The organism is Vibrio sp. SCSIO 43009 (assembly GCF_023716525.1).
Classification (GTDB): Bacteria; Pseudomonadota; Gammaproteobacteria; order Enterobacterales; family Vibrionaceae; genus Vibrio; species Vibrio alginolyticus.
In genome coordinates, this window is the sequence record NZ_CP071843.1 from 1,508,596 (window position 1) to 1,521,636 (window position 13,041).

10 protein-coding genes are annotated in these 13,041 nt (G+C 44.4%); 6 read left to right on the forward strand and 4 right to left on the reverse strand.

The features are described from left to right. The first annotated feature begins 322 nt into the window (after nt 1-322). Nucleotides 323-1,387 carry an L-asparaginase 2 gene (ansB, locus tag J4N43_RS22205; RefSeq protein ID WP_042523261.1) on the forward strand — a complete coding sequence of 355 codons (1,065 nt, stop codon included), beginning with the start codon at nt 323-325 and terminating at the stop codon, nt 1,385-1,387. 76 nt (nt 1,388-1,463) lie between these two features. Here ansB and ppsR read toward each other — a convergent pair whose 3' ends face one another. Next, the gene (ppsR, locus tag J4N43_RS22210; protein ID WP_005373820.1) at nt 1,464-2,300 is read right to left on the reverse strand and encodes a posphoenolpyruvate synthetase regulatory kinase/phosphorylase PpsR; all 837 of its coding nucleotides are present in this window, start codon (nt 2,298-2,300) and stop codon (nt 1,464-1,466) included. A 251-nt stretch (nt 2,301-2,551) separates the two neighbouring features. Between ppsR and ppsA the strand changes: the two genes are divergently transcribed. From ppsA to tyrS, 4 genes are all read left to right on the forward strand, one after another. Continuing rightward, on the forward strand, nt 2,552-4,924 hold the full coding sequence (gene ppsA / locus J4N43_RS22215) for a phosphoenolpyruvate synthase (protein WP_047102763.1): 2,373 nt from the start codon (nt 2,552-2,554) through the stop codon (nt 4,922-4,924). 170 nt (nt 4,925-5,094) lie between these two features. After that, nucleotides 5,095-5,874: a lipid-binding SYLF domain-containing protein gene (locus J4N43_RS22220; protein ID WP_005373824.1), complete on the forward strand. Its 780-nt coding sequence runs from the start codon at nt 5,095-5,097 to the stop codon at nt 5,872-5,874. Nucleotides 5,875-6,067: 193 nt separating this feature from the next. Continuing rightward, nucleotides 6,068-6,874: a response regulator transcription factor gene (locus tag J4N43_RS22225; RefSeq protein ID WP_025767978.1), complete on the forward strand. Its 807-nt coding sequence runs from the start codon at nt 6,068-6,070 to the stop codon at nt 6,872-6,874. 82 nt (nt 6,875-6,956) lie between these two features. Further along, a complete protein-coding gene (gene tyrS / locus J4N43_RS22230) occupies nt 6,957-8,216 on the forward strand; it encodes a tyrosine--tRNA ligase (RefSeq protein ID WP_158159467.1) in 1,260 nt (419 codons plus the stop codon). A 106-nt stretch (nt 8,217-8,322) separates the two neighbouring features. On the opposite strand, the gene J4N43_RS22235 is transcribed toward tyrS, so the two are convergent. Continuing rightward, nucleotides 8,323-9,357 (reverse strand): ABC transporter substrate-binding protein, encoded by a 1,035-nt coding sequence (locus J4N43_RS22235; RefSeq protein ID WP_005373831.1) that lies wholly within the window; start codon nt 9,355-9,357, stop codon nt 8,323-8,325. A 137-nt stretch (nt 9,358-9,494) separates the two neighbouring features. Beyond that, nucleotides 9,495-9,854 carry a DUF6559 family protein gene (locus J4N43_RS22240; RefSeq protein ID WP_005373833.1) on the reverse strand — a complete coding sequence of 120 codons (360 nt, stop codon included), beginning with the start codon at nt 9,852-9,854 and terminating at the stop codon, nt 9,495-9,497. A 167-nt stretch (nt 9,855-10,021) separates the two neighbouring features. Between J4N43_RS22240 and J4N43_RS22245 the strand changes: the two genes are divergently transcribed. Next, entirely contained in the window at nt 10,022-10,276 is a 255-nt protein-coding gene (locus tag J4N43_RS22245) for a hypothetical protein (protein WP_005373837.1), read from the forward strand. 101 nt (nt 10,277-10,377) lie between these two features. Here the strand turns inward: J4N43_RS22245 and J4N43_RS22250 are convergent, their stop codons facing one another. After that, nucleotides 10,378-12,786, reverse strand: coding sequence for a beta-mannosidase (locus tag J4N43_RS22250; RefSeq protein ID WP_005373839.1), 2,409 nt, complete (start codon nt 12,784-12,786; stop codon nt 10,378-10,380). Between the last annotated feature and the right edge of the window lie 255 nt (nt 12,787-13,041).

The following is a 13,041-nucleotide window of genomic DNA, read 5'->3' on the forward strand; positions in this document are numbered from 1 at the left end:
TAAAGCCGCTTTTTTTTACACTGTAAACTTTGAAAAATTGCACGGCTAAATTCATGTTTAGTAACCTCATCACGAGACTCCTACCTCCTTTATTTATAAATCAATAAATTATAGGGCTTAACACGTTGTGCACGTTACTAGCACATCTCACTTGTTAAAGAAGCACGTCAATTAGGTTAACTGGTTGATTTGATATTCTTTAAGTGATTAGTTGATCACGATCTTCATCTGCAATTTGTTGAACTAGTACTCAAAAAATCTAACCCGCTGTTTTTAGGATAGATGAGTTCCCCAACATCCAACCTAACAGCAGGTGATTCCCATGACGAAAAATCTTTTCCGCCTCAGTACGATAACCCTTGGTTTGTGCCTTAGTTCTTTGTCTTTCGCGCAATCCGATCTTCCGAACATTAAAATTCTTGCCACTGGCGGCACCATAGCAGGCGCAGGTCAATCTGCAACCGAGTCAAACTACACAGCAGGTAAAGTCGGCGTTGAATCATTGATTTCTGCGGTGCCGAGTATGACCAACATTGCCGATATTTCTGGAGAGCAAGTGGTCAGTATCGGTTCACAAGATATGAATGATGAAGTGTGGCTAAAATTATCGAAAAGAGTTAATGAGCTACTCGATCAAGATGATGTTGACGGCATCGTCATTACTCATGGTACGGATACGTTAGAGGAAACCGCTTACTTCCTTGATCTGACCGTCAAGAGCAAAAAGCCTGTCGTGATCGTTGGTGCAATGCGTCCTTCCACCGCAATGAGTGCTGATGGACCAGTCAACTTATACAATGCAGTCGTAACAGCCACCGATGAAGATTCAGAAGGACGTGGCGTGCTAGTCGCAATGAATGACACGATTTTCGATGCGCGAGATGTGACAAAAACCAATACAACCTCCGTCAGCACTTTCCAGTCACCCAACTTTGGTGCTATCGGCTACATTCATAATAGCGATGCCAAATATCAACGAAGCCCAGAGCGTAAACATACGACAGAAACCCCATTCGATGTATCAAAGCTTACTAAGTTGCCTAAGGTCGGTATTGTTTATAACTATGCAAATGCCTCCAATTTGCCAGTGAAAGCCTTTGTGGATGCGAAGTTTGACGGCATCGTAAGTGCTGGTGTCGGTAATGGTAACTTGTACCACACTGTGTTTGATGAGCTAGAGAAAGCGAGTAAAGATGGCGTTGTTGTTGTAAGAAGCTCCCGAACGCCTAGCGGCTCAACCACTTTGGATGCTGAAATTGATGACGAAAAATACGGCTTTGTTGCCGCTGGTACATTGAACCCACAAAAAGCACGTATCTTACTGATGCTGTCACTAACTCAGACCAAAAACTATCAAGACATCCAAAAGATGTTCCAATACTATTAATTCTGTCTAAGGTTCATTCGATAGAGGAGGTACACACCTTACCTCCTCTTACACATGGCGACATGAGCGTCTCTTGTTAGCCAAACAAGCGACGCTTCATTCCTGCTTTTTCCAGAATACGCGTAGTAATTTCCTCAACAGACAGAGAGGACGTATTGATATATGGGATCGCCTCTCTTCTAAACAAAGCCTCAACAGTGTCTAGCTCCAGCTTGCACTGCTCTGTGCTAGCGTAATCACTTCCAGACAAACGATTCTCACGGATTTCAGTCAAGCGCTCGGGATCGATCGTCAGCCCAAACAACTTATGACGATGGATCTCAAATTCAGGCAACAAACGCATCATCTTCACATCTTCCGCAATGAACGGATAGTTCACAACACGTAAACCAAATTGCATCGCCATGTACAAGCTAGTCGGCGTTTTTCCGCTGCGCGATACTCCCAGCAGGATAATATCGGCTTGTTCCAACCCTTTTAGCGTGATGCCATCATCATGCGCCAATGTGTATTCAATAGCCGCAATACGGTCAAAATAGGTGTCGGAATCTTTCCCCACACTGCGAGAACGCTGCAACTTAGGCTTTGGTGCCATCTGAATGTCGTCTTGCACTTTCTGCACAATACTCTCCAACACATCGTAACTGTATGCCGGCGCTTCAAGCAGCATTTCACGTACTTCTGGAACGACAATTGAGAAAAAGACCAGAGGTTTGACGCCATTGCGCTGGTAGGAAGTTTCAATTTCTTTGACTACGTCAGTAGCTTTGTCCTGGCTTTCTACAAACGGAAAGGTTTTTTCGTTAGGAATGAACGGAAATTGACCGAGAACAACATGCCCTAATGTCTCACATGTTATCGCCGTACCGTCAGAAACATAGAATACATCACGACTTTGGTTATTTATTTGCATTTCTGTTTAATTTTTCAAAATCTTTTGAGTAGGATGGTACACATAATATTAATAAATCAGTTTGGCTTTCAGTTAGGTTCACCACAGCTTTAAAAATTCTTTTGAATTTTTTTCAGCCAGAACGTAATCGTTTGCCTTTGATATCAATCTAAATGAAGCAATGTATGGTCAACGTGTAATAACAGCCAACATGCGATTGTTTAGATCGATTTAAGTCCCCCTACTAAGCTGCAATGTTTCTGGAGAAAGACATGCAAAAGAACACCCTCTGGTTCAATGGCCTATCCATGGATGATGTCGACAAAGTCGGCGGTAAGAATGCTTCACTTGGCGAAATGGTTTCTAACCTAGCAAACGCAGGCGTTTCTGTACCAAATGGTTTTGCGACAACCTCATACGCGTTTAACCAATTCCTTGACCACGAAGGTTTGGATGAGCGTATTCACCAATTACTCGATGAACTAGACGTTGAAGATGTAGAAGCTCTGCGTAAGACAGGTGCAAACATTCGTCAATGGGTATTAGAGGCCCCTTTCCCTGCGGACCTTGAACAAGAAATTCGTGAAAATTACCAAGAACTGATCGAAGGCAATCCTGAGCTTTCAGTCGCAGTTCGTTCATCTGCTACGGCAGAAGACCTACCTGATGCTTCTTTTGCTGGTCAGCAAGAAACGTTTTTGAACGTGAAAGGCATCGACGCAGTACTAGAAGCAACTAAGCACGTTTACGCTTCTCTATTTAACGACCGTGCGATTTCTTACCGCGTTCACCAAGGGTTCGACCACCGTGGCATCTCGCTATCTGCGGGTATCCAACGTATGGTGCGTTCAGATAAAGCCTCGTCGGGTGTTATGTTTACACTAGACACTGAATCGGGTTTCGACCAAGTTGTCTTCATCACCTCTTCATGGGGTCTAGGCGAGATGGTCGTTCAAGGTGCAGTAAACCCTGACGAGTTCTACGTTCACAAGCCAATGCTTGAAGCAGGCGAACACCCAATCGTTAAGAAAACATTTGGTTCTAAGTTGATCAAAATGATCTACTCAGATAACCAAGAAATCGGCAAACAAGTTGATATCGTTGATACTCCTGATGAAGAGCGCAACACGTTCTCATTGAACGACGACGAGATCAAAGAGCTCGCAAAGCAAGCAATGATCATCGAAAAGCACTATCAGCGTCCAATGGACATTGAATGGGCAAAAGATGGCATTGATGGCAAGCTGTACATTGTTCAAGCGCGTCCTGAAACCGTATGTTCACAAACGGAACAAAACGTGATTGAGCGCTACGAGCTACAAAACAAAGCGGATGTTTTAGTTGAGGGTCGTGCAATCGGTCAGCGCATCGGTAAAGGCGTGGTTCGCTTGGTTGACTCTCTGGACCAAATGTCTTTAGTCCAAGAAGGTGACGTGCTAGTTACAGACATGACTGACCCAGATTGGGAACCAGTGATGAAAAAAGCATCTGCAATCGTAACCAACCGTGGTGGCCGTACTTGCCACGCTGCCATCATCGCTCGTGAGCTTGGTATTCCTGCAATCGTTGGCTGTGGCGATGCGACAAGCAAGTTAACCGATGGCGCAACCGTGACCGTATCTTGTTCAGAAGGTGAAACGGGCTACGTTTACCAAGGTGAACTTGAATTTGATGTAAAACGCTCTTCTGTTGATGAACTGCCACTGCTACCAACAAAAGTGATGATGAACGTGGGTAACCCTGATCGTGCGTTTGACTTCGCACAAATTCCAAATGAAGGTGTTGGTCTTGCTCGTCTTGAATTCATCATCAATAAGATGATTGGTATCCACCCGAAAGCATTACTTAACTTTGATGCACAAAGCGATGAGCTAAAAGCAGAAATCACTCAGCGTATTCGTGGTTACAAAGATCCTATCGATTTCTACGTAAGCAAGCTGACAGAAGGTATCGCAACCATTGCTGCGGCATTTTGGCCGAAACGTGTTATTGTTCGTATGTCTGACTTTAAGTCTAACGAATACAGCAACTTGGTTGGCGGTAAAGCATACGAACCGCATGAAGAAAACCCAATGCTTGGCTTCCGTGGCGCGTCTCGTTACATTTCTCCAGTGTTTGAAGACTGCTTCGAGCTAGAAACTCAAGCAATTAAACGCGTTCGTAACGAAATGGGTCTGAAAAACGTTGAAATCATGATCCCATTTGTGCGTACACCAAGCGAAGCAGCATCAGTGATTGATTTGCTAGCGAAGTTTGATCTGCGCCGTGGCGATCAGGGTCTTAAAGTCATCATGATGTGCGAACTGCCATCCAACGCGGTCCTTGCCGATGAGTTCTTGAAGTACTTTGATGGCTTCTCGATTGGCTCAAACGACATGACTCAGCTAACGCTTGGACTTGATCGTGACTCTGGCGATGTTGCACATCTATTTGATGAGCGCAACCCAGCGGTTAAGGTGATGCTTCAGATGGCGATTGATGCGGCAACAAAAGCAGGCAAATACGTTGGTATTTGTGGTCAAGGCCCATCAGACCACGACGACTTAGCGGAATGGCTAATGGATCAAGGTATTAGCTCTGTATCACTAAACCCAGATACGGTTATCGATACTTGGTTAAAACTCGGTAAAGTTAGCAGCAAGTAACACACGATAAACTCTAGCCCTCACACTCCACTTGTGAGGGCTTTGTTATTCACACGTCATTTCACAATCAGTTCGTGATTCCTCTCTCAAGTTCGTCATTTAGTCAATTTCATTATCAAAGTCTGATGACCTAAAATGAATGGTATATCGATAACTCCAGAGAGAATTTGATGAAAAAGCCTATCGCACTCCTTACTACATTGATGCTCCTGGCATCCCCTGCTTATGCCGATTGGGATGAAATTTCCAATAAAATGTCTGAGCTTGGCGACGCAGTTTCTGATACTGCACAAGATGCTTGGGACGACACCAAAGCGTTTTCAAAACAAGCGTGGCAAGATTTCACGAACTGGTCCGAGGAAGCGATCAATACCGCAGGCGAATGGACAGAAGCCAGCATCGAGAAAAGCAAAGAATGGATAGATGCTGCCGACAAAAAAATTGATGAGCTGATGGAAGGCGATACGCCAGAAGAAGCTCGCCAAGCCGTGGACTTAATGGCAGATAGCGCTTTGCTCAAGTTATTTAATGAAAAGCCGGAGGCAAAAGCTATTTACGACAACGCGTACGGCTACGCGGTCTTTGATTCTCGTAAATTATCTTTGCTGTTTCACACCAACTCAGGGTCAGGAGTCGCAGTGAATAAGGAAACAGAAGAACGCACTTATATGAATATGTTTGGTTTGGGCGTTGCACTTGGGGCTGGCGGCAAATTTTACCAACAAGTGGTTCTGTTTGAGAGCAAAGAAGACTTTGATACGTTCGTCAACGAAGGATGGGAGGCCACAAGTGAAGCCTCTGCTGTTGCGGGCGAAGATTCAGAGCAACTTTCAAAACAATTTAACAGCGGCGTCGCCGTCTATCAGTTGAACGCTAAAGGTTTGCTCATCGATGCTAACGTGTCTGGTTCTAAATATTGGGTTAACGAAGAGCTCACTAACTCGCAGTAATGCATAGCAACTAATCGCTTAAATAAAACCGTTGTTATGCACCCTTATCAATAAGTTAACGGGGATATGATTCCTCAAAACTGAGCACTTACGCAACTTTCTCTATGGAAGTCACCAGAAGATGGCGACTTCCCTTTCTCGTTGGATTGCTTTTGGTTATGCTTGCGCAAAACCACCTGCAATTCGGTATCCCATGCCTGACAATAACTTTAATAATCTGCTAGCAGAAGCAATTTCTGCTCTTAACACGCCTAACTTTACTCCTAAACTTATGCGTGTCATTCGCACTCTTTTTCATTTTGATTGCGCAGTTATTTTAGGTTACCGAGAAGGTAAACATCCTATTTATCTCTACGACTCAATTGAGAACGAGCGAGAGTTACTTTTTCAACGCTACCTTACTGACTCATTTCAAAATGACCCTTTTTTTCTCAAACTAAACGAGACAAAGCAACAAGGCGTATTTACGCTCAAAGACGTGGCGCGTAAAGGCGTTGATTTTACTTCCTACTGCGAACAGTTCTACCATCAGACCGGGTGGAAAGACGAACTGAGCATGCTAGTCGAAGTTGAATCTGGCCGTTGGGTCATGCTGTACTTCGGGTATATGAATGATGGAAAATACTTTTCTCAGCAACAAATCAATAAGCTAAAGCCCTATTTCCCGATAATTCAGTCGCTTTGTCAGCAGCATTGGAAACAAACGGAATTTACCTTTTCTGAGCCTGTTTTTGCACAGAGTGCTTATTCTGGCAGTATGCGATTAGCCATTGAGCAAGCTTTAGCAACGTTTGGCGTAGAATCACTCACCCGTCGCGAACAAGAGGTGGCTTCGCTTCTCGCTCAAGGGTTTGACACCAAAGAAATTGCCGCGCGGTTACACTTAGTTCAAGGCACGGTCAAAAATCATCGAAAGCGAATTTACTCGCAATTAAATGTGTCTTCATTGAGTGAGTTATTCCAGCTTTTCCTCAATCACCTCATTCTCCATTCAAGATAAAAAACTGTCCCTTAAGGGATATATCGAGAAAAGGTGTCGCGTTTTAGTCTGAATGTAACAACCACTAAAACAGACAAAAAGAATGACGACACCATTACTGCAAGATTTACAAGATCGCGGCTTGATTGCACAAGCCAGCGATTTGGAAGAAATTCAGACACTTCTCTCACAGCCACAAACCGTTTACTGCGGCTTCGATCCTACAGCTGGCAGCTTACATATCGGCCACCTCGTGCCTTTGATTATGCTTAAGCGCTTTCAAGATGCCGGACACCAAGCTGTTGCCTTGATTGGCGGTGCAACGGGCATGATTGGCGACCCAAGCTTTAAAGCGACTGAGCGCAGTCTGAACTCAGAGGAAATCGTCTCAGGCTGGGTTAACGATCTTTCTAATCAAATTCAGCAGTTGATGAATCACCAACTGGCCAAGCCGATGATCATGGTAAACAACGCTGACTGGATGAAAGCGATCAATGTGATCGACTTCTTCCGCGATGTGGGTAAGCACTTCTCAATCAATACTATGGTCAACCGAGAATCGGTAAAACAACGCCTGCAACGACCTGACCAAGGTATCTCCTTCACCGAATTTAGCTACGCCCTACTGCAATCGTACGATTTTGCCGAGCTAAACCGTCGATACGGTTGCCGTTTGCAAATCGGTGGCAATGACCAATGGGGAAACATCGTCAGCGGGATCGATTTAACTCGCCGTCAAAATGGTGAGCAAGTATTTGGCTTAACTCTGCCGCTGATCACCAAATCCGATGGTACCAAATTTGGCAAAACCGAAGGCGGCGCAGTATGGCTAGATCCTAGCAAAACCTCTCCTTACGCGTTCTACCAGTTCTGGCTTGGCGCAGAAGACGCCGACGTTTACCACTTCCTGCGTTACTACACGTTCTTGAGCTGCGAAGAAATTGCCAGCATTGAGGCGCAAGACCAAACAAGCCAAGGTAAACCGCAAGCACAACGTATTCTCGCTGAGGAAATGACGCGATTTGTTCATGGCGAAGAAGGCCTAGCTAGCGCCGAGCGCATCACTCAAGCTTTATTCAGCGGTAATGTGCAACAACTGAGTTTGGGTGAATTAAAACAATTGGAGTTGGATGGTTTACCAAGCATTGAGAGCGCACAACAAGATTTGGTTGAGCTGTTGGTTGAGTCGGGTTTAGCAAGTTCGAAGCGTGTTGCACGCGAACACATCAGCAACAACGCCATTAGTGTAAACGGTGAAAAAGTGTCGGCTGATAACCCAAGTTTGAGCTTCCCACTGTTCGATCAATACTGGTTACTGCAACGCGGTAAAAAGCACTTCTGCCTCGTAAAGCGTGCCGCGTAGTAACACTCGCAGTACAAAGCCTGTAAAAAATTCCCCTCACCACTTTCGTGATGAGGGGAATCCAAATTTGAACGATTTTAAGCCTAAAAATAGGTAAAGACGTCGCTTATTGCGTTCTTAAACGTTGCCAGTACTTTTCGTAAATCGCTAACGTTTCTGCGCCAACATCATTAATGAACTCGCCTTTTTTCATGTCTTCTGATGAAGGGAAAATAGTACGGTTGTTTTTCAACTCTTCTGGCAATTTGTCACGCCCAGCGTTTGTTGCCGACGCATAACCCAAACTGGTCACGATTTCCGCTTGGTTCTCTGATTGGTACATAAAGTTAATAAATTTATGCGCCAATGCTTTGTTTTTACTGCCAGACGGAATAGTGAAGTTGTCCATCCACAATACCGCGCCCTCTTCCGGCATCACGAACTTCAGCTCAGGCATTTCAACCTGCCCTTGGAATGCGTTGCCGTTCCATTGCATGCCGACCGATGTTTCACCGGACACGTAAGGGACTTGAGGTGCATCTGAGTTGTACAGCAATACGTTATTTTTCAGTGCCACTAAAGAATCGAAAGCCTGTTTGATTTCTGCTTCGTCTTTGGTGTTCACACTATGGCCATTTTTCTTCAGCGCCATACCGAACACATCGCGAACGTCATCAATCAGCATGACTTGTTGTTCGTATTGTGACTCCCATAAGTCAGCCCATTTTGTCACTGGTTGCTCAACCATGGATTCATTGTAGCTGATCCCGGTAATGCCCCAAATATAAGGCAATGAGTAATCATTTTTCGGATCGTGCGCTTGGCCAAGTAAGCCGTCCATTGTGTCTTGCATGTTTGGCACTTGAGCGTGATCTATTTTCGAAAGCAGTCCTTCTCGACCCATTTTTTCAATGAAGTACGCAGAAGCAAAAACCACATCGTAACCAGAACCTTTTAGCAATTTTAGCTTGGTATACATTGATTCATTATTCTCAAAGGTCGAATAATTAATCGTAACGCCTTCTTGTTTTTCAAACGCTTTTAACGATGCTTCCGGCAAATAGCCACCCCATGCATAAACGTTCAACGTTTTGCTATCTGCATGAGCAAACATGCTGAGCACAAGAGCACTCAGCCCCAATCCTTTGATGATTAATTTCATGGTATGCAATCCAACCAGTCCAGCGACGCGCTGGGATTCGGGTGCATAATTAGGTAATTGTTACCCAATTGAAAGAAAATTTAATTAATCTTTAACAGCAAAAATATTTATCGAATTTATAAAATTAACGCATGTTTTTAATAGCGACTGTGCATACCAAAATGATGAGACATTCCATCTTCCATTCGACCTCCTTTCCAGCCACCAGAGCCGAGTAAATTAAGCACATCTTGAGCGGTATAATCGACACCAGCGAAGAAGTCATGCGCTACATCAGAGCGGATGGCTTGCAACTCTGGTTGATTTTCCAAATCAAGATCTTGCGGATTCGCATACAACGCCAACGCAATTTTTTGTTGGCACGCGCTTAACTCGCTGGTGCTCGTCTTTACCTGACCAACCGAAAAGTACTCACGACTGCCGTATCCCACCACCAATCTGGTACTCATTAGTTTAATCACTTTCTTAATGCGGCGACGTTGTATAAATCTCAACATGTTTTGTTATTCCTGTATTAAGTTGGCTATGGTCGTATTCTTTTGTTCGAATTAAAACACTCTGTTTTATCCGCGAAATTTCTCTAGCGCTTTTCGCGATGATCGGTTGTATAATACGATCCTGAAATATTTTGTTACGTTACCTCGGTAACCCCTGAGACTGCAACATGAACAACAGCAGATGGGTCGGCTTTATAGGCGGCACGATTGTCTTACTTAGTACCTTTATCCTCTTTGGATCTTCCGTCCACTCTGCTTGGTACCGAATCCCTGCGGAAGCCATTCATGGTATCGCCTTCACTCTGGCTTTTGGTTTAGGGTTAAACAGCCTACTGGCGTACGCGACGGCAATGATTACTCTTGCTGCACTATTCTACATTGGCTTTGTCGTTAGCTATCGGGTCCATCAGAAACTTAAATAGTCTTCTGTCTCAACCTGAGCTTAATAACGGATACTTGGTAACTAAAAAGGGAGCAAACGCTCCCTTTTTAGTTGTCAGCATGTAGATGTTCTATACCCGCTTTAATCATTAAGGTGGTATACCCTCAACGACTGCTGCATACCTGAAACATCATCACCTAAATACTCAACCGTCATTGGAACGTTGACCAACAGAGTAAAACTGGAGTCACTGAACCTTCCATCAGCATCACTCTCCAAATGAACAAAAAACGCAGGCTTATCCGCAATCAATGTAATTCGCCTCCCTTCAATAGAGACATCTATATTGGCTTTCGCTATCGGCAAGGTTTTTAGCTCGTGAGTACTAAACCATGTGTTGCTTATTCTGTCTTCACCGATTTGCGCTTCAACATAGAAGAAGCCTGACGTAAGTTCATCCTTCTCGATCAATTCATCCAACTGCCACAAAATCGTATTGCTGTCTGCTATGACTGTTTGTTCTAAGCTCCAACATTGCTTTTCTTCCCCTTGCCAATCTACCCACTTGAGCAATGCGTTGACGCTTGCGGACTCTTTCGCATCATTGAGCAAATGTAGGCTCAACTTGCCTGTATGCTCGGAAAATACCAAATACTGCGGCGCAAAAAAGCGTTTTGCATGGTAGTGCAACTGCTTCCATCGACCACTGTATTCCAAACTAGACCAAGAGCTGACAGGCCAGTTATCGTTGAGTTGCCAGTACAGCATGCCGCGACAAACTGGAGAAATGGCACGCCAATGATCGCATGCAGTTTTGATCGCGATTGCCTGCTGAACTTGACTTAAATACAGCATGCTCTCAAATCCAGAGGGAAAACGAAAATAGCGCGTGAACATCTCTGTGATAATACTATTACCACGCGGGTTCTTCTGATGTTGTTCGAAAGTTGGGGATGTAATATTCCAGTCTTGCTCAGGGACAAACCGCTTAACTTCAGCAAAAGATGGCCAAGATTGAAAACCAAACTCAGAGCAAAAACGAGGATTCACGTCAAGGTAGGCACTGAATGATTTTCCTGAATGCCAAACGTCCCAAAAGTGCATATCGCCTTTACTATCATCATGCCACGCATCACCGAAATCCAGTTCACCATTACATGGGGAACTTGGCCAGAAACGGCGAGTGCTATCTTGCTCGGTAATCTCCTTCTCAATCATGCGGTTGAGGCGATCGTAGTTAACCGTGTATTTGACTTTACTGCGCTTAGATTCGTCATACCAACCAATAGCTCCAATCACTTCATTGTCACCACACCAAAGTGCGATTGATGGGTGCTCCTTGAGCCTCGGGATTTGGAATCTAAGTTCTTCTTCTACCTCTTTTAAAAACTCGTCGTTTGATGGGTACAACGAGCAGGCGAACATCATGTCTTGCCACACCAACAAGCCAAGTTCATCACAAAGGTTATAAAAGATTTCACTCTCGTACTGACCACCGCCCCATACGCGAATCATGTTCATGTTGGCGTCAACCGCACTTTGCAAAAGGTTGCGATAACGTGTTTCGCACTCTCGCCCCGGCATTGCGTCAATAGGGATCCAGTTGGCACCTTTAGCATTAATCGGTACGCCATTGACGATAAATTCCATTGCAGAGCCGTGCTCATCAGCTTGATTATTTAGAGTTAGCTGACGCAAACCAATGTTGTGCGTTAACTTTTGCTCTCTGCAAGAAATGGTAATGGGATAGAGATACGCTTCGCCATAACCCGATGGCCACCAGCGTTGAGGCTCCAAAATGTGGAACTGGCAATGATAGTGACCACTTCCTTTTGTTTGAATACATTGACGCTCACCATTAAATTCAACCATCATTTCATGGCGTTGACTGTCCGTTTCCACTTCAACTACTACATCAAGAAACACACTCCCATCGGCTTGCCATTGCTGCTCTGTCGAGAAGCCTTTGAGCCAAAGCTCATTCACAATGTCGATTTGAATGGGGTCGTAAATACCCGATACCATCAAGCAAATGCCCCAGTCCCATCCGGAATGGCACTGTGTTTTGCGGATCAAGTTCATGTGTGGAATTTGGTTGTTGCCCATTGCCGATGGAATAGGAAATGGCAGTTTTTTTGCTCTTGCGATACCTTCTAAATCCACCCGAGCAAACTCAACCCGAATCGTGTTAGTACCTTGCTTTAAATGCGGTTTAATATCCACACGTTGCTGGGTAAACATGTTGCTGCAAGTTTGTGCTAACTCACCATTAACATAGAAGGTTGCCAATGTATCGACACGAGTTAGCGTCATCCAAATTTGCTTGGCAGACAACGTAAACGCGTCGACGTCAAACTCACGTGAGATATGCCACTCACACTCTTCAATCCATCGAACTTTGTTTTCATTATCGGCAAAATAAGGATCTGGAATCTGCTCTGTTTGTAAAAGCGCCGACACATTATCGCCCGGAATAAACATTGGAATTTCAAGATTGGGACGCTGTGGCGAGGTAAGCATCCACTGCCCGTTAAGTTCGAAGTGAGCCATCGAGTTAAACCTTAGCTTGGGAAAAACATGTTTTCTCAATGTAATCCTGACAATCCCATGCAAAAACAAGGGAAATGTTAATTACATACGAAATGCGGTGCATTTCACGTAAAAACTCTTTCTTTTGATCTCTACCCAAAAATCAGCAACTTGGCTAACCTGTTAAAAATTAATCGAAATCTAAGGTTATATTTGCAACTTCGACATGTTAACATCATCAGCTTTTTGAACATCCTCACACTTTTCGTTGAAACG